Here is a 17,437-nt window from a genome sequence, read left to right on the forward strand (position 1 = left end):
GGGCGCGCCAGGTTCAGGGCTCCTTGCTCAGGCCGACCTTGAGCAGCGCGCCATCCTTGTCATCGGTGAGTACGTACACATACCCATCCGGCCCCACCCGTACATCGCGGATGCGCGCTTTCAGATCACCGAGCAGGCGCTCTTCATGCACCACCTTGTCACCCTTCAATTGCAAGCGGATCAGTTCCTGCGTGGCCAGCGCACCAATGAACAGGTTGTGGTCCCACGCCTTGAAGGTGGGGCTGTCATAGAACGCCATCCCGCTGATGCCCGGCGACTTCTCCCAGACATGGTGTGGGTCGACCATACCCTTGACATGCTTGCCCTTGGCCTCGGGAATCGGCATCAGCGAATAATTGATGCCATGGGTGGCGACCGGCCAACCGTAGTTCTTGCCGGCCTCGGGAATGTTGATTTCATCACCACCGCGCGGGCCGTGTTCGTGGGTCCACAGCTTGCCAGTCCAGGGGTTGAGCGCAGCACCTTGCTGGTTGCGGTGGCCATACGACCAGATTTCCGGCCGCACATTGTCCCTGCCGACAAACGGGTTGTCCTTGGGCACCTTGCCATCCGGCCAGATTCGCACGACCTTGCCCTGCAGTTTGTCCAGGTCCTGCGCGGTAGCGCGCTGGTTGTTCTCGCCCAGGGCGATGAACAGGTAGCCATCGCGGTCGAACACAAGCCGCGAGCCGAAATGGTTACCCACCGACAGCTTGGGCCGCTGGCGGAAGATCACGTTGAAGTTCTCCAGCCGGGCGCGGTCTTCGGACAATTGCCCGCGGCCGACCGCCGTGCCGGCCTTGCCGTCACTGCCCTCCTCGGCGAAGGACAGGTAGACCGTGCGGTCTTTGGCAAAGTCTGGCGACAACGCCACATCCAGCAGGCCACCCTGGCCCTCGGCCCACACTTTCGGCACGCCATTGATGGGCGGGCCGACCTTGCCCTCGGCGTTGACCAGGCGCAGGTTGCCGGCACGCTCGGTGACCAGCATGTCCTTGCCACCCGGCAGGAAAGCCAGTGCCCATGGGTTGCGCAGGCCATCGGCCACGGTGCTGACGGTCAGGCTGCCTTCTTCACTGGGAAACTGCTGTTCGGACGCGGCCTGGGCCAGCAGGGGCAGCAGCGCAGCGGCGGTCAGGGTGGCTAGCCAGGGTGCTCGGAGCATGCACAATTCCTTTCAAGTGGGCTTATGGCGCACGCGGGTTGTCGCGCGCTGGCCGGGACGGTTCCAGGTTCGGGGTTTGCTGCTGGCGACGCAGGTTGTCGCCATTGCCGATGCCGCGGTTGTCCAGCGTGGGCACACGCTGTTGCGGCTCGGTAGACGGGCCGCGCACCGGCGGGGTGGCCGGCAGGCTGCCTTGGCGGCTGTTGGGGTTGGCGCGCTGAATCGGGCTGTTGTACGGGTTGCGGTAGTCGGCAGCGAGCTGCAACGGTGGCTGCGGAGCCGCGTGCACGGGCAGGCACAAGGCCAGGCCAAGGGCCAGCGTGGGCAATGTCGGACTCATGCTTCACCTCCTGTACGAAAACGCGGCGCCTGCTGGCTTTGATAGCCTGAGGCGCCAGGGGTTCGCGGCCAGATGTGTGAAAGCAGGTGGAGTTGCATCCTGATGTTTCAGCAGGCGCAGCGGAGGCCGCTGGCGCCCCCCCCCCCCTCATTGGCCGGTATCGACCTTGTGCCGGGCGGCATACAGGCACAGCATCTCCATCGCCAGGGTTGCCCCGGCCAGGGCGGTGATGTCGGCATGGTCGTAAGCCGGTGCCACTTCCACCAAGTCCATGCCTACCAGGTTAATGCCACGCAGCCCGCCGAGAATCTCCAGTGCCTGCACCGTGCTCAAGCCACCACACACCGGCGTGCCGGTGCCAGGCGCATAGGCCGGGTCCAGGCAGTCGATATCGAAGGTCAGGTACACCGGGCGCTCGCCCACGCGCTGGCGAATCTCCGCAATGACCGCCTCGGTGCCTTGCCGGTGCACCTGTCGGGCGTCCAGGATGGCGAAGCCCTGGCTGTCGTCGTTAGTGGTCCGCAGGCCGATCTGCACCGAGTGGGCGGGGTCGACCAGGCCTTCACGGGCGGCATGCCAGAACATGGTGCCATGGTCGATGCGTTTGCCCTCCTCGTCCGGCCAGGTGTCGCTGTGCGCATCGAAATGCACCAGCGCCAGCGGGCCATGGTGGCGGGCATGGGCCTTCAACAGTGGGTAGCTGATGAAATGGTCGCCGCCCAGGGTGAGCATCGCGCAGCCGGCTTGAAGAATGCGTTCGGCATGGGCTTCGATGCTGCCGGGTACCGACTGCGGCGTACCGCTGTCGAAGGCGCAGTCGCCATAGTCGATCACCGCCAGGTGGTCGAAGGGGTCGAACGCCCAGGGCCAGTGGCGGGCCCACGCCTGCTGCACCGAGGCGGCACGAATGGCCCTGGGGCCGAAGCGTGCGCCGGGCCGGTTGCTGGTGGCGGTATCGAACGGTACCCCGCTGACCACCACATCCACCCCACGCAGGTCGCGGCTGTAGCGGCGGCGAGCAAAACTGGTGATGCCGGCATAGGTACTTTCGGCGGCAGTGCCATACAGGCTGTCGCGGGTAATGGCCTGGTCGTTGTTCAAGGCTTGCTCCACGGTCGGGCTCCTCGGTCTGCAGGGTTATTGGCGGCTGCGAAAGGCAGTCCACAGGCGGTTGCGCTGGCGCAGGTCGGCCAGGGCCATGCTGCGGTCGGCGAACAGCCGCTGACGAACTTCGGCCGGTGGGTAGATATCCGGGTCGGTGCGCACGGCTTCATCCACCAGCGGCGTGGCGGCCTGGTTGGCGTTGGCGAAAAACAACGTGTTGGTCAGCGCCGCCACCGACTCGGGCTCGAGCATGAAGGCAATGAACGCCCGCGCCGCCTCCGGGTGAGGTGCATCCTTGGGGATGGCCAGGTTGTCTTGCCACACCAGCGTGCCCTCGCGGGGGATGCGGTAGATCAGCTCGAACGGCTTGCCGGCACGCCGGGCCTGGTCGGCGGCCATGGCGGCATCGCCGTTGTAGGTCAGCGCCAGGCACACGCTGCCGTTGGCCAGGTCGCTGATCTGCCGGCCATTGGCAACGTAGCTGATCGACGGCTGCAATTGGCCCAGCAGCTTCTGGGCAGCTGCCAGGTCATCCTTGCTCTGGCTGTACGGGTCCTTGCCCAGGTAGTTCAGGGCCACGCCGATCACTTCCTGCGGCGAGTCCGGCATGGCAATACCGCAGTCTTTCAGACGGCTGGCGTACTCGGGCTTGAACAGCAGGTCGAGGCTGTCCAGCGGTACCTCGCCCAGGCGCTGGCGCACCGCCTGTACGTTCACCCCCAGGCCCAGCGTGCCCCAGGTGTAAGGCACCGCGTAACGGTTACCGGGGTCGGCCGCGGCGAGCTTGGCCAGCAGGTCGCGGTCGAGGTTGGCATAGCCGGGCATGGCCTGGGCCTGCAACGGCTGCAGGGCATTGGCCTTCAGCGCCCGCGCCAGCACCGTGGCGGACGGCACGACAACGTCGTATCCGCTGCCCCCGGTAAGCAGCTTGGTTTCCAGCACTTCGGTGGTATCGAAGGTGTCGTAGCGGGCCTTGTAGCCGGTCTCCTGCTCGAAGCGCTGGAGGGTCTGCGGGGCGACATAGTCCGCCCAGCTGTAAAGGTTCACGACTTTCTCTTCGGCTTGCAGCGGCAAGGCCAGTACCAGCGACAATAGGCACAACGATGAACGCATGACAGACACCTCGGCAAATGGGTGGATGCCGCGAGCATGTCAGCCGGGTTACATTGAAGAAATGGCAAGTTTGCAAAGCTGACATTCATCAGGAGCAATGCAATGCTCGGACAAGTGCATGACCCCGACCTGCACCTGCTGCGGCTGTTCGTCACTGTAGCCGAGGCCGGTGGTTTCAGCGCTGCACAGGGGCTGCTGGGCTTGAGCCAGCCCACCATCAGCCAACGCATGGCCCAGCTGGAAACACGCCTGGGCTACCGCCTGTGCAGCCGGGGCAAGGGTGGTTTCCGGCTGACCGAGAAAGGCCGGATGCTGTTGGAAGCCACGCGCGCGCTGCTGCTGAACATCGAGCAGTTCCGCCAGCAGGCCAACGGTGTTGCCGGGCGACTGCTGGGCACCGTGCGCATCGGCCTGGCGGAAAACCAGGACAAGCAGGTGAGCCTCAAGCTGGCGGCGGCGATCGCGGCATTTCGCCGCCGCGTCGAGTCGGTGCAACTGGAACTGATCAGTGCGCCACCGGCGGAGCTGGAGCGGTTGTTGCTGGAGCAGCGGCTGGACTACGCCATCAGCTATTTTTCCGGTAAACAGGCAGCGTTTGACTACCAGCCCTTGTTCGAGGAACGGCAGCGGCTGTATTGCGGCAAAGGGCATCCCTTGTTCGGCGTGCCGCAGGTACACCGCCAGCGTTTGCTGGAGCAGGACCAGGTGCGCCACCCGTACCGTTTCATCGAAGGCGACGAGCCGTTCCAGAGCAGGCACGGCATGGCGGTGGCAGAACAGATCGAGAGCGTGCTGACGTTCATTCTGTCGGGCAGGCACATTGGTTATCTGCCGTGTCACAGCGCCCTGGCGTGGGAGGCCGAAGGGCAGCTGTGGGCGCTGGACCCGGGGCTGGATTTTGTCGTGCCGTTTACCCTGGCCCGGCACCGTGCGCAGGTGGCCGGCGAGGCACAGCAGGCATTTGCCGAAGATGTATTGGCGGCCTTCGCCTGAAAGCCAAGCACGGTGCCTGTAGGAGCGGCCTTGCGTCGCGAAGGGCCGCAAAGCGGCCCCGGCAACCAATACTGAATGCTCAACCCAAAGGGCCCCAGGCACCCCTGCCATGCGCCCAGGCTCAGTAAGCCAAGCTCCAGGTCAGCGTATAGGTGCGCCCGCGCCCCTGGTAGTCATACAGGTACGCCGGCCCGTAGGTCGGCGAATAGAACAGCGTCGCGCGCTGCCCCCAGACCGTACTGTACTGCTTGTCCAGCAGGTTCTGGATACCCGCGCTGAAAGTGCCGAAACCGGTGTCCTGGCTGGCCAGCAGGTCGAAGGTGGTGTAGCCGTCGATCTCATGGTCGGCGTCGTCCTTCAGGCTGAAAGCGTGGTTGGCCTGCAGCCGCGCGCTGCGGCCGTCACCCTTCCAGCCAACGAAACCGGTGGCCTTCGACAACGACGCATAGCGGGCATCGCGTTTGATCCAGCCGCCGTCGACCGCCTCTTCCTCGGAGCGGGTCAGGTGCAGCGTGCCGCCCGCTTCCCAACCACTCTGGAAGTGGCGGGTCAATGCCCCTTCAAAGCCGAAGTCACGGCTCTTCTGCTCTTCGACATTGATGGTCAGCGTTTGCGAGTCGACGTTGATGATCTTGTCCGACCAGATGTAGTACAGCGCTGCCTGGGCGTCCCAGTCCAGGTCGGCATAGCGCCAGCCCAGCTCCACCTGACGGCTCTTGATCCCGGCCAGGGGGTTGTCTGCCACGTTCAGGCCCGGCTTGCCGTAGTACTTGGCCGGGTCTGGCAGGTCGAAGCCTTCGCCATAGTTGGCCCACGCCTGATGGCCATTCTTGAAGTCGTAAATGGCGCCGACGTTGAACAGGTTGACCTGGTAATCGTTGCTGCCGCCGGGCACGCCCTTGAAGTCGCTGACATCCACGTCCATCTGCTGGCGCCGGGCGCCGCCAGACAAGGTCAGGTTGTCGGTGGCGCGCCAGTCCAGCTGCCCATACAGCGAAACGCCATCTACCCGATAGCTCGGGTAACGTGCGGCCTTGCTCTCCTTCTCCAGGTCCAGGCCACCGGATTCGGACGAGGTCTGTGCGTTGAAGGTGGTCTGCTCGGCACTGAAGCGCTCGCGGTCCAGGTCCACGCCATAGGTCAGCTTGAGCGTGTCCCATTGCTTGGCGAACAACCCCTTGAGGCTGGAAACCTCGAAGTTCTGCTGCGAGGCAGCAAAGTAAACCCCCCGCGAGCCTGTAGGGGTGGCCCGGTTGTAGTACGGGAACGGGTAGAAGTTGTCGTCTTCCTTGCGGTACGACGCTTGCAGGTAGAAGTCCTGGCCGAGCACGTCGCTGTGGTGGTAGTTGGCGTTGAGCAGCAGGCGCCGGGTGCGCGGCTCCAGGCCGGCTGAATAACCGCTGCGCAGCTCGGCATCTTCCAGGTCGGAGGGCGCGTTGTAGTTCAGGTTGGGGAAGTAGATACCGGTGCTGCCGTGGTTGCCCGAGTCGTAATACTGGGCTAGCAGGTCAAGGCTTTGCTGCTCGTTCAACTGCATGCCCAAGCTGCCGAGCACATCGACCGTGCGGTTGTACTGCAGGTCGGTCTGGGTGTTGTCGATGAATATCTGCTCGCCGGCCCCGTCGTAGAACGCTTCGTTCTGCTCGCCGGAGATACCCAGGCGGGCATTGACCCGCTCGTTGCCGCCGCTGATCGACTGGGCAAAGCGGGTGGCCAGATCGTCGCTGTTGTTGAAGCCGCTGCTGGCACCCAACTGGGTCTCGAAACGGGCCGGCCCGGGTTCGCCCTTCTTGGTGACGATGTTGATGATACCGCCGGTGGCGCCCCCGCCGTAGATGGCGCTGGCACCAGACAGCACTTCGACGCGCTCGACATTGAACGGCGAAATGCTGTCGAACTGGCGTGACAGCCCCCGCGAGCTGTTCTGGCTGACCCCGTCGATCATCACCAGCACATTGCGCCCACGCATGTTCTGGCCGTAGTTGGTGCGCCCTTCCGGTGCCAGGTCCAGGCCCGGCACCAGCTTGCCGATGGCTTCCTTCAGGCTGACGCCACTGTCGATCTGTTCGCGCAGTTGCTGTTGGTCGACCACCCACACGGTCCCGGGGATTTCGCTGATTGCCGTACTGGTACGCGAAGCCACACTGACTTCGATCGGCTTGAGGTTGACCGCCTGCGGCGCAGCCTCGGCCTTGCGCAGGGTCACCGTGCGGGCATCGCTGAATTGCCAGCGCATGCCACTACCGGCCAGCAATTGTTGCAGCGCCTGCTCGACACTGTAGCTGCCGCGCAGGGCCGGGCCGGCCAGGCCGGCGACATCGCCGGTGGTGTACAGCAAGTGCAGGCCGGCCTGGTCGGCAAACGAGGTCAGGGCTTGATCCAGCGGCTGCGCAGGCAGGTCGAGCTGAACCTGCCTGGCCTGCAGCTGGGCGTTTTCGGCGGTGGTCGAAGCAGCCGCATGCAGCGGGCCAGTCAGCATGGCCAGGGCACTGCAAGACAACAGAGCATGGTGAAGTGAACCGCGGCGGCGGGGCAAAGGCTTGGGCATCAGAGACACGTAGGCGCTTCCTGACAAGTCGTAAATGAGAATGAGTTGCTGATCAGTCCCACTACGACGATCTGGCTTGCAGGAACTTGCAGTGGCCACTGCAAATTTTTTCTGCGCTGGCCGCTCAATGCACCACGGCCAACCAAGGCAGGTAGGTCACCTTCAGCCCATACCGCTGCTCCAGGGTGCGCAACAGCGCCTGCGGCTCATCCAGGTCGAAGACCCCACTCACCTCCATCGCCGCCAGGTTGCTGTCGGACAGCACGATGCGCCCGTGCCGGTAACGCTCCAGCTCTTCCAGCACCTGCCCCAACGGCTTGCCATTGAAGATCAGCTTGCCGCGCTGCCAGGCCAACTGGGCACCGGCATCCGCCGCTACTGCCAACGGCTGCTCGCCGACCTTGGCCTCGCCACGTGCCAGTACCACGTGCCCATCACGGCGCACGCTGAAGGTGGCGGCACGGCCCTGCACCGCCGCACCGGCCGTGTCCACCACGAACGGCCGGGCATCATCGGCCATTTCGAACAGTGCCTCACCTGCAGCCAGCACCACGCGCCGCTCATGCTCGCTGAATACCACACGCAAGGCGCTGGCACTGTTCAGGGTGACCCGCGTGCCATCGGCCAACGTCACGACCTGCCGCTCACCCACGCCAGTGTGGTAATCGGCCAACAACACCGGCGCCTGCTGCCAGGCGACCAGGGCAGTGACCAGCAATACCCCGCAGGCTGCTACGCCCGCCTGCTGCAGCCACCGGCGGCAATGGCGCAGGGCCTGGCCAATGTACTTGGCCACCATGCTTTCCGACACGCCAAGGCATTGCGCGACCTGCTTCTGGGTCAGGCCGTCTACGCGGTTCAGCAACAAGGCCTGGCGGGCCTTGCAGGGCAACTGCAACAGCGCCTGATCGAGCAGCTGCAGGCGCTCACGCGCCAGCAACACCGCCTCGGGCGCTGGCGCTGGGCAGGCTAGCTCGCCTGCCCCGTCGCAATCATCGTGGCTGGCCGCGATGCGTTGCTCGCGGCGCAGGGCGTCGATGGCCAGGTTACCCGCCACGCGGAAGATGAAACTGCGCGCGTGCAGCACCGGCAACGCCTGCTCGTCGATGTTCACCAGCTTGAGGTAGGTTTCCTGCGCGACGTCGGCGGCACGCTGGCGGTCGCTCATGCGCCGGGTCAGGAACTGCAGCAAGTCGTCGTAGTGCTCCTGGAAACTCGCCAGCAGGCCCGACACAGGTGAAGTCAGCATGGGTTTGGGAACGACCAGTAAGAGAAGTTATCGACTGTTAATGAGAAACAGTATCTTTCATCTGACCCAACACTTTCAACGCCGGCGCGTATTTGCCACACTGACGGCTCGTTCACTTAGGCAAGGTCGTACCCATGGTTGCCCGACTGCACCGCTACACCCGCCTGCTCATCGCCCTGTGCCTGACCAGCAGCCTGGCGGCCTGCGCGCTCCTGCAGCCACGCGACCCGCTGAACATCAGCGTGATCGGCATAGAACCGCTGCCGGGGCAGGAACTGGAGCTGCGCATGGCCGTGAAAATGCGGGTGCAGAACCCCAACGAAGAGGCAATCGACTACAACGGCATCGCCCTCGACCTGGAGGTGAACGGCCAGCCACTGGCTGCCGGGGTCAGTGACCAGCAGGGGCACATTGGCCGCTACGACGAGGCGGTGATCGTGGTGCCGGTGAGCATCACGGCGTTCTCTTTCCTGCGCCAGGCCTACGGGCTGGGCCAGGTGGGTACCCTGCAGGGCCTGCCCTACAAGCTACGCGGCAAGCTGGCCAGCGGGCCACTGGGCACCGTGCGATTCACCGACGAGGGCAAGCTGGACCTGCCTAAAGGGACCACCTGGTAAACAGCGGGCGCTCAGCGGTTGGCGCTGGCTGCTGCCATCAGCTTGTTGACTTCGCTGCGGACCATGCTGGCGTATTCGGGCGGCGACATGCCCTCCAGCTCAGCGCGTACCCACTCGGCCCATTTGCCTTTGCGCCGTGGCTTCTCGGCGATCAGCCGCGCGGCTTCGCCCTTGGCCTTGCCCAGGTTGGTCTGCCACATTTCGAACAGCCGGGCCTTCTCTGCCTCGATCTGCGCCCGTTCCTCGAAGCTCATGTTGGCCAGATTGAAACTCATGCATCACCTGCTAGACGGTAAATGGCGGCTATCTTACACCAACGCGCCAACCTCACGCCGACGCAACTTTTCCGGCGCGCAAGTATCCATTGTTCAAACCACCCATCGACGAGGACACTTTCATGGCCCGGAAAAAAGCCACGCTGGCCGACAGCGATCAAATCAAGGACCAGGTCTTCAGTGAGTTGCAGGCGCTGATCGAAGAATCGGAGAAGCTGCTCAACGACAGCGCTGCCCTGGTTGGCGAAGAAGCTGACAGCCTGCGCGCGCAGGTCAGCCTGAAGCTGAAACAGGCACGCCAGGCCGCCGCAAACATGCGTGACAAGGCGCAGCCCATGGTCAACGCCACGCAGGACTACATCGGTGGCCACCCGTGGCAAACCGTGGCCATTTCCGCCGGCCTCGGCCTGGTGGTGGGCCTGCTGCTGGGCCGGCGCAACTGACCGGGCAGCCGCGCCGGCGGCACGCTTCAGGCGGCTTGCGCCAGCGGAATCCCGCTGTGGAAGCGCAGCTCCTGGTCGGGTGACTGGATAAGCTCCGCTTCCGCCGCGCGCACCAGTTCTATGCGGCGGGCAATGTCCGCCGCATCCCCATAGTGGTGCGCCAGTTTCAGGTAGCCTTGGTAATGGCGCGCCTCGCTTTTCAGCAGGCCATGGTAGAAACGGCCCAGCTCTTCATCCAGGTGCGGCACCAACGCGGCAAAGCGCTCGCAGCTGCGCGCTTCGATGAACGCCCCGACCACCAGCGTATCCACCAGCTTGACCGGCTCATGGGCGCGCACCAGCCGGCGCAGCCCCGATGCGTAGCGCCCCGCCGACACCGGCCGCAGCGGTACGCCACGGCGTTTCATCAGGCGCAGCACCTGCTCGTGGTGCACCAGTTCCTCGCGCGCCAGGCGCGACATCATGTTGATCAGGTCAAGGTGGGTGTTGTACTTGGCGATCAGGCTCAGGGCAGTGCTGGCGGCCTTGAATTCGCAGTTTTTGTGGTCGATCAGCAAGGTTTCCTGGTCGGCCAGTGCTGCTTCGATCCAGGCGTCTGGCGTCGGGCAGCCCAGGAAGGCATCGATTTCGGGGGTCAGGGACATGAGCATGCAACCACACGGAACAGGCAGGGCTGGCGATTATACCGGCGGTGGCGGTCGGCGCCAGTGGCTATGCTTGATGTGTATCAAGCACCCGCGCGGGCAGCGGGGACTATAGTCAGGCATTGGTCGCCCCCTTTGAGTGGAGTTAATGCCCATGCAAGCCATCCGCAGCATTCTCGTGGTGCTCGACCCCGAACACGCCCACAGCCGGGCACTGACCCGGGCCAAGCTGATTGCAGGCGTCACCGGCGCGCGCCTGCACCTGCTGATGTGCGACAAACGGCATGACCACAGCGCGCTGTTGAGCGTGCTGAGCCGCCAACTGCACGACGACGGTTATGACAATGTCTCCCACGAAGAGGCCTGGCGCGGCAACCTGCACGACACCATCATCTTCGTGCAGCAGGCCGAAGGCTGTGAGCTGGTGATCAAGGAACACCGCCCCGACAACCCGCTGAAAAAGGCCCTGCTCACCCCCGGTGACTGGAAACTGCTGCGCCAATGCCCGTGTGCCGTGCTGATGGTCAAGAGCGAGCGGCCGTGGACTGGCGGCAGGATTCTGGCCGCGGTGGACGTTGGCAACCAGGACGAGGATCACCGCCGCCTGCACGCCAGCATCATCGACCATGGCCATGACATCGCCGCGCTGGCCAAGGGCGAGCTGCATGTCATCAGCGCACACCCGTCGCCCATGCTGTCGGCGGCCGACCCGGTCTACCAGTTGAGCGAAACCATCGAGGCACGCTACCGTGAAGCGTGCGAGGCGTTCCAGGCCAAGTACGACATCAGCGAGGAACGCCTGCACGTGGCTGAAGGACCGGCAGATGTGCTTATCCCCCATACCGAGCAGCGGTTGGATGCGGTGGTGACCGTGATCGGTACGGTGTGCCGCACAGGGATTACCGGGGCGTTGATTGGCAATACTGCAGAGGTGGTACTCGATGAGCTGAAGGGCGACGTGCTGGTGCTCAAGCTTGAAGAAACCAGCACCAAGCTGGCCGAACGGGTCCGGGGTTGACGCCCCCTGCAGGCGCGCCACGGGGGCGCGCCTGCACAAGGGCGCAGGTAGCCGTCAGCCCAATGCTTCACGCACCTTCGGGTCCAGCCCCTCCCCGTCGTTGGCTGCAATCCACTCCAGCAGCTGCCTGCGCATGGCCGGCGTCCAGAAGCTTTGCAGATGCTGGCGTACCCCTTGCACGGCCAGCGCTCGGTTAGGCTCGCTGTCGAAATAATGGGCAATCTGGTTGGCCATCTTGACCAGGCTGGCGCTGCTCATTGGCGTACCTCGGCTTTCTCCGCTGTGCGGCGCTCCTGCAGCAGGCGCCGCTGTTCATCACTGAAGTCCTGATAGCGCTGCTGCCATTGCGAAGGCTGGAACACTTTGACCACCTCCACCGCCGTGACCTTGTACTCAGGGCAGTTGGTAGCCCAGTCGGAGTTGTCGGTGGTGATCACGTTGGCCCCCGACTCGGGGAAGTGGAACGTGGTGTACACCACTCCCGCGGCCACCCGCGCACTGACCTTGGCGCGCAGCACCGTCTGCCCGGCACGGCTGCCAATGCCGACCCAGTCGCCGTCCTGGATACCCCGGCTTTCGGCATCGGTGGGGTGGATTTCCAGGCGGTCGGCGTCGTGCCAGGCCACGTTGCCGGTGCGCCGCGTCTGCGCGCCGACGTTGTACTGGCTGAGGATGCGCCCGGTGGTCAGCAACAACGGGTAACGGCTGTTGACCTTTTCGTCAGTCGGCACATAGCCGGTGAGCATGAAGCGGCCCTTGCCCCGCACGAACTGGTCGATGTGCATGGTTGGCGTGCCATCCGGCGCGGCCTCGTTGCAGGGCCATTGCAGGCTGCCATGGCGTTCGATTTCGGCGTAGCTGACCCGGCGGAAGGTCGGGGTCAGGCGGGCGATTTCATCCATGATCTCGGACGGGTGGCGGTAGTGCATCGGGTAGCCCAGGGCGTCGGCCAGGGCGATGGTAGCTTCCCAGTCAGCCTTGCCCGCGAGCGGTTCCATGACTTTGCGCACCCGTGAAATTCGCCGCTCGGCGTTGGTGAAGGTGCCGTCTTTTTCCAGGAACGAACTGCCCGGCAGGAACACGTGGGCGAACTTGGCGGTTTCGTTGAGGAAGATGTCCTGTACCACCACGCACTCCATCGCGAGCAAGGCGGCGGTAACGTGCTGGGTGTTGGGGTCACTTTGGGCAATGTCTTCACCCTGGCAGTACAGCGCCTTGAAGCTGCCGTCCAGCGCTGCCTCGAACATGTTGGGAATACGCAGGCCCGGGTCGGGCTGCAAGGTCACGCCCCAGGCCTGCTCGAACTCTTCACGCACCGCCTGGTTGGAAATATGCCGGTAACCGGGCAACTCATGGGGGAACGAACCCATGTCGCACGAACCCTGCACGTTGTTCTGGCCGCGCAGTGGGTTGACCCCTACCCCCTCACGGCCGATGTTGCCGGTGGCCATGGCCAGGTTGGCGATGGCCATCACCGCGGTGCTGCCCTGGCTGTGCTCGGTCACCCCAAGGCCGTAATAGATGGCCGCATTACCGCCGGTGGCGTACAGCCGGGCGGCGGCGCGGATCTGCTCTGGCGCTACGCCACACACCGGGCCAAGCACTTGCGGGGCGTTCTCGGCACGGCTGACGAAGTCGCGCCAGCGGGCGAAGTCTTCGGTTTCGCAGCGGGCATCGATGAAGCCCTGGTCCAGCAGGCCCTCGGTGACGATTACATGGGCCAAGGCGTTGAGCATGGCCACGTTGGTGCCAGGGCGCAGTTGCAGGTGCAGCTCGGCACGGGCGTGCGGCGCGTCGACCAGGTCGATACGCCGTGGGTCGATCACGATCAGCCGCGCGCCCTGGCGCAGGCGGCGCTTTAGCTGCGAGCCGAACACCGGGTGGGCGTCGGTAGGGTTGGCACCGATCACCAGTATCACGTCGGCCTGCATCACCGAGTCGAAGCTTTGCGTACCTGCCGACTCGCCGAGGGTCTGCTTCAGGCCATAACCGGTCGGTGAATGGCAGACCCGGGCACAGGTGTCGACGTTGTTGTTGCCGAACGCCGTACGCACCAGTTTCTGCACCAGGTACGCTTCTTCGTTGGTGCAGCGGCTGGAGGTAATGCCGCCAATGGAGTCACGCCCATACTTGAGCTGGATACGGCGCAATTCGCTGGCGGCGTAGTTCACCGCCTCGTCCCAGCTGACCTCTTGCCACGGGTCCTCCAGGCGCTTGCGGATCATCGGCTTGGTGATGCGGTCCGGGTGGGTCGCGTAGCCCCAGGCGAAACGCCCTTTGACGCAGGCGTGGCCATGGTTGGCACCACCGTTCTTGTCCGGGACCATGCGCACCAGCTTGTCCCCTTTCATTTCTGCGCGGAACGAGCAACCCACACCGCAGTAGGCACAGGTGGTGACCACCGAACGCTCGGGCTGGCCCAGTTGCACCAGGCTTTTTTCCGTCAGGGTCGCGGTTGGGCAGGCCTGCACACAGGCGCCGCACGACACGCACTCCGAAGCCAGGAAATTGTCCCCGCCGGCCGCCGCCACCCGCGACTCGAAACCACGCCCGGTGATGGTCAGGGCGAAGGTGCCCTGGATGTCCTCGCAGGCGCGCACGCAGCGGCTGCAGACAATGCACTTGCTCGGTTCATAGTCGAAATACGGGTTGGAAACGTCCTTTTTCTCAGCCAGGTGGTTGGCGCCTTCATAGCCATAGCGCACCTCGCGCAGGCCAACCTGGCCGGCCACGGTCTGCAGCTCGCAGTTGCCGTTGGCCGAACAGGTCAGGCAGTCCAGCGGGTGGTCGGAGATGTACAGCTCCATCACGTTGCGGCGCAAGCCGGCCAGGCGCGGGGTTTCGGTGCGCACTACCATGCCTTCGCTGACCGGCGTGGTGCACGATGCCGGGTAGCCGCGCATGCCTTCGATTTCCACCATGCACATGCGGCACGAGCCAAAGGCTTCAAGGCTGTCGGTGGCACACAGTTTGGGGATGCTGGTGCCGAGCAAGGCCGCGGCGCGCATCACCGAGGTGCCGGCCGGCACGCTGATGGCACGGCCATCGATGCTCAGGCTGACCTGCACGTCGCTGTCGCGAGCCGGGGTGCCCAGGTCGGTTTGCGGGTCGAAGAAGTTGATCACTGTGCGGCCTCCGTGGTGGTCAGCCCGAAATCGGCGGGGAAGTACTTGAGGGCGCTGGCGACCGGGTAGGCGGTCATGCCACCCATGGCGCACAGCGAACCGTACTGCATGGTGTCGCACAGGTCGCGCAGCAACAGGGCGTGGTCATGGCGCTCGCCAGTTTCGCTGCTGGCGATCAAGCGGTCGACCACCTCCATGCCCCGTGTCGAGCCGATGCGGCACGGGGTGCACTTGCCGCACGACTCCTCGGCGCAGAACTGCAGGGCAAAACGCGCCATGCTGGCCATGTTCAGGGTGTCGTCGGCGACCACCACACCGCCATGGCCAAGCATCGCGCCCATGGCGGCGAAGGCTTCATAGTCCAGCGGCGTGTCGAAGTGGCTGGGTGGCACCCAGGCGCCAAGCGGGCCGCCGACCTGCGCAGCTTTCAGCGGCCGGCCACTGGCCGTGCCGCCCCCGTAGCCCTCTACCAGCTCGCGCAGGGTCAGGCCAAAAGCCCGCTCCACCAGGCCGCCGTGGCGCACATTGCCGGCCAGCTGGAACGGCATGGTCCCCAGTGAGCGGCCCATGCCGAAGTCACGGTAGAACGCGGCGCCCTTGGCCAGGATGATCGGCACCGAGGCCAGGGTGAGCACGTTGTGGACCAATGTCGGCAAGCCGAACAGGCCTTGCAGCGCGGGCAGTGGCGGCTTGGCGCGGACGATGCCGCGCTTGCCCTCGATCGATTCGAGCAGTGCGGTTTCTTCACCACAGATGTAGGCGCCGGCCCCCACCCGTACCTGCAGCTCGAAAGCCCGGCCGCTACCGGCTACGTTGGCCCCCAGGTAACCGGCCGCACGGGCGATGGCAAACGCCTGCTCGAGCACACGGATGGCATCGGGGTATTCCGAGCGCACATAGATGTAGCCCATGTCGGCGCCCACGGCGAGGCCGGCAATGATCATGCCTTCGATCAGCAGGAACGGGTCGCCCTCCATCAGCATGCGGTCGGCAAAGGTGCCGGAGTCGCCCTCGTCGGCATTGCACACCACGTACTTCTGGCCTGCGCCAGCGTCCCGCACGGTGCGCCACTTGATACCCGCCGGGAAGGCCGCACCACCGCGGCCGCGCAAGCCAGAGTCCAGCACGGCAGCGACCACTTCGGCGCCGTCCAGCGCTACCGCGGCTTCAAGGCCGGCGAAACCGCCGTGCGCCCGGTAGTCGTCCAGCGACAACGGGCGGGTAATGCCGGCGCGGGCAAACAGCAGCCGTTGCTGGGTCTTGAGGTAGGGGATGGCCTCGACCGGCCCAAGCGCCAGCGGGTGCTCGGCGGGCTCACCGGCCAGGGCATCGAGCAGCGCCGGCACGTCTTGTGCGGTAACCGGGCCAAAGCCGAGGCGGCCTTGCGCACTGTCGCACTCGACCAGCGGCTCCAGCCAGTACAGCCCACGCGAGCTGGTGCGCTGGATTTCTAGCGGCAACTGGCGCCGCTCGGCTTCGCGCTGGAAGGCCTCGGCGACCTGGTCGGCGCCCACGGCGCGGGCGACCGAATCACAGGCAATGAACAGCTTCAGCATGCTGCATCCTCCTGGCAGGCATTGACCAAGGCGCGCAAGCGCTCGGGGGTGAGCCGTGCATGCACCTGGCCGTCGAGTTCCAGCGCGGGTGAGCAGGCGCAGGCGCCCAGGCAATACACCGGGCGCAGGCTGATGGCGCCGTCGGCACTGGTGCCATGGTCGTCGAGTGCCAGCTGTTCACGCAGCTGCGCCGCGAGTGCCTCGGCGCCACGGCTCTGGCACGACTCGGCGCGGCACAGGCGCAAGGTATGGCGTGCCGGCGGCGCAGTGCGGAAGTCATGATAGAAACTGATTACCCCACGCACCTCGGCCAGGCTGAGGTTGAGGGCATGGGCCAGTTCGGGAACGGCGGCATCGGGGATGTAGCCCAGGTCATGCTGGATAGCATGCAGCATCGGCAACAGGGCGCCGGGGGTGTCTTTGTCGCGCGCCAGAATGCGCTGGATAACGGGCAGGTGGAGCAATTCATCAGGCATACAGCGGACCTCGGCATCACGGACCCTGCCTGTTTTGTTGTAATGGCAGGTATCCAGCGTGTTCTGCTGCGGCACGCCGGCAACGTCACGGTTGCGCGATGGCGGCGGCCTCCTCGCTGACGGCCGCGCATCTGCGTGCGCTGGTCCGACGGCATCCTGCAAGCATGGCACTTATGCCGCCGAAGGGTTGCGTACGAGCGACCAGGCGCATTCTGAAACCGACGCTGCTCAGCCCTGGCCGTGGGCCTTGAGCTTGAGTTTTTCGGTATCGACGCGGACGAACACCGAGTCCGCCGTCACGGTCAGTACATCGCCAGCCCAGACTTCACAGATCACCCGGCTTTTGCGACCTACTTCACCTTCTACCCGGGCCTTGAGCAGCAATTCGATGCCCATCGGGGTGGGTTTCAGGTAGGTCAGGTTGAGCGTACCGGTCACGCAGTCGATGCGCGGCAAGCTGCCCGGCGCGCGGCCTTCGTGCCGGTAGTGGTAGGCCATGGCGGTCCAGTTGGAATGGCAATCCACCAGCATCGCCAGCAGGCCGCCGTACACCAGGCCCGGCCAACCGCTGAAGGTGCTGTCCGGGGCATGCCTGCAGACCAGGTGGATACCATCGGCATGCCAATGGCTTTGCAGGTGCAACCCGCTGGGGTGGGAACAACCGCAGCCGTAGCAGGTACCGTCTGGTGCCGCCATGGCCTGGAGGGAAAGGGGCTGGTCGTTCATACGCTTCCTGTGCTGATGAAAAAGGGGGCGCGCAACGCCCCCATT

17 protein-coding genes are annotated in these 17,437 nt (G+C 65.0%); 4 read left to right on the forward strand and 13 right to left on the reverse strand.

All coding sequences use genetic code 11. The features are described 5' to 3' along the window. Positions 1 to 13: 13 nt before the first annotated feature. The 4 genes from K4A76_RS15105 to K4A76_RS15120 all read right to left on the reverse strand — a co-directional run bounded on the left by K4A76_RS15105 (position 14) and on the right by K4A76_RS15120 (position 3,722). Positions 14 to 1,165, reverse strand: coding sequence for a PQQ-dependent sugar dehydrogenase (locus K4A76_RS15105; RefSeq protein WP_274410605.1), 1,152 nt, complete (start codon positions 1,163 to 1,165; stop codon positions 14 to 16). Between the two features lie 22 nt (positions 1,166 to 1,187). Further along, entirely contained in the window at positions 1,188 to 1,505 is a 318-nt protein-coding gene (locus K4A76_RS15110; RefSeq protein ID WP_009684192.1) for a hypothetical protein, read from the reverse strand. A gap of 147 nt (positions 1,506 to 1,652) precedes the next feature. Beyond that, positions 1,653 to 2,618, reverse strand: a complete 966-nt coding sequence (gene speB, locus K4A76_RS15115; RefSeq protein WP_274410606.1) for an agmatinase — start codon at positions 2,616 to 2,618, stop codon at positions 1,653 to 1,655. 24 nt (positions 2,619 to 2,642) lie between these two features. Beyond that, on the reverse strand, positions 2,643 to 3,722 hold the full coding sequence (locus tag K4A76_RS15120; RefSeq protein ID WP_274410607.1) for an extracellular solute-binding protein: 1,080 nt from the start codon (positions 3,720 to 3,722) through the stop codon (positions 2,643 to 2,645). Positions 3,723 to 3,824: 102 nt separating this feature from the next. Here K4A76_RS15120 and K4A76_RS15125 point away from each other — a divergent pair, with 102 nt between their 5' ends. Further along, positions 3,825 to 4,715, forward strand: a complete 891-nt coding sequence (locus K4A76_RS15125) for a LysR family transcriptional regulator (RefSeq protein WP_274410608.1) — start codon at positions 3,825 to 3,827, stop codon at positions 4,713 to 4,715. Between the two features lie 121 nt (positions 4,716 to 4,836). Here the strand turns inward: K4A76_RS15125 and K4A76_RS15130 are convergent, their stop codons facing one another. Both K4A76_RS15130 and K4A76_RS15135 read right to left on the reverse strand, forming a co-directional pair. After that, positions 4,837 to 7,263: a TonB-dependent receptor gene (locus tag K4A76_RS15130; protein WP_274412302.1), complete on the reverse strand. Its 2,427-nt coding sequence runs from the start codon at positions 7,261 to 7,263 to the stop codon at positions 4,837 to 4,839. 124 nt (positions 7,264 to 7,387) lie between these two features. Next, entirely contained in the window at positions 7,388 to 8,512 is a 1,125-nt protein-coding gene (locus tag K4A76_RS15135; protein ID WP_274410609.1) for a sigma-70 family RNA polymerase sigma factor, read from the reverse strand. Positions 8,513 to 8,646: 134 nt separating this feature from the next. On the opposite strand from K4A76_RS15135, the gene K4A76_RS15140 reads away from it, so the two are divergent. Further along, entirely contained in the window at positions 8,647 to 9,129 is a 483-nt protein-coding gene (locus K4A76_RS15140) for an LEA type 2 family protein (protein ID WP_009684200.1), read from the forward strand. 11 nt (positions 9,130 to 9,140) lie between these two features. Here K4A76_RS15140 and K4A76_RS15145 read toward each other — a convergent pair whose 3' ends face one another. Next, the gene (locus tag K4A76_RS15145) at positions 9,141 to 9,404 is read right to left on the reverse strand and encodes a hypothetical protein (protein ID WP_009684201.1); all 264 of its coding nucleotides are present in this window, start codon (positions 9,402 to 9,404) and stop codon (positions 9,141 to 9,143) included. Between the two features lie 122 nt (positions 9,405 to 9,526). On the opposite strand from K4A76_RS15145, the gene K4A76_RS15150 reads away from it, so the two are divergent. Further along, positions 9,527 to 9,847, forward strand: a complete 321-nt coding sequence (locus K4A76_RS15150) for a DUF883 family protein (protein WP_047149846.1) — start codon at positions 9,527 to 9,529, stop codon at positions 9,845 to 9,847. Positions 9,848 to 9,873: 26 nt separating this feature from the next. Here K4A76_RS15150 and K4A76_RS15155 read toward each other — a convergent pair whose 3' ends face one another. Next, a complete protein-coding gene (locus K4A76_RS15155; protein WP_009684203.1) occupies positions 9,874 to 10,491 on the reverse strand; it encodes a tRNA-(ms[2]io[6]A)-hydroxylase in 618 nt (205 codons plus the stop codon). A 154-nt stretch (positions 10,492 to 10,645) separates the two neighbouring features. Here K4A76_RS15155 and K4A76_RS15160 point away from each other — a divergent pair, with 154 nt between their 5' ends. Then, positions 10,646 to 11,509, forward strand: coding sequence for a universal stress protein (locus tag K4A76_RS15160; protein WP_274410610.1), 864 nt, complete (start codon positions 10,646 to 10,648; stop codon positions 11,507 to 11,509). 54 nt (positions 11,510 to 11,563) lie between these two features. On the opposite strand, the gene K4A76_RS15165 is transcribed toward K4A76_RS15160, so the two are convergent. From K4A76_RS15165 to K4A76_RS15185, 5 genes are all read right to left on the reverse strand, one after another. After that, positions 11,564 to 11,767, reverse strand: a complete 204-nt coding sequence (locus K4A76_RS15165; RefSeq protein WP_009684206.1) for a formate dehydrogenase subunit delta — start codon at positions 11,765 to 11,767, stop codon at positions 11,564 to 11,566. Then, complete coding sequence (gene fdhF / locus K4A76_RS15170) at positions 11,764 to 14,634, reverse strand: formate dehydrogenase subunit alpha (RefSeq protein WP_274410611.1); 2,871 nt, start codon at positions 14,632 to 14,634, stop codon at positions 11,764 to 11,766. Before fdhF ends, K4A76_RS15165 begins: the two co-directional genes overlap by 4 nt. After that, the gene (locus tag K4A76_RS15175) at positions 14,631 to 16,190 is read right to left on the reverse strand and encodes a formate dehydrogenase beta subunit (protein WP_274410612.1); all 1,560 of its coding nucleotides are present in this window, start codon (positions 16,188 to 16,190) and stop codon (positions 14,631 to 14,633) included. Before K4A76_RS15175 ends, fdhF begins: the two co-directional genes overlap by 4 nt. Further along, positions 16,184 to 16,666, reverse strand: a complete 483-nt coding sequence (locus tag K4A76_RS15180; protein WP_029885286.1) for a formate dehydrogenase subunit gamma — start codon at positions 16,664 to 16,666, stop codon at positions 16,184 to 16,186. Before K4A76_RS15180 ends, K4A76_RS15175 begins: the two co-directional genes overlap by 7 nt. 228 nt (positions 16,667 to 16,894) lie before the next feature. After that, positions 16,895 to 17,392 carry a PaaI family thioesterase gene (locus K4A76_RS15185; protein WP_029885287.1) on the reverse strand — a complete coding sequence of 166 codons (498 nt, stop codon included), beginning with the start codon at positions 17,390 to 17,392 and terminating at the stop codon, positions 16,895 to 16,897. Positions 17,393 to 17,437 lie beyond the last annotated feature (45 nt).

Source organism: Pseudomonas sp. NEEL19, from assembly GCF_028751975.1.
In the GTDB taxonomy this organism is placed as follows: domain Bacteria; phylum Pseudomonadota; class Gammaproteobacteria; order Pseudomonadales; family Pseudomonadaceae; genus Aquipseudomonas; species Aquipseudomonas juntendi.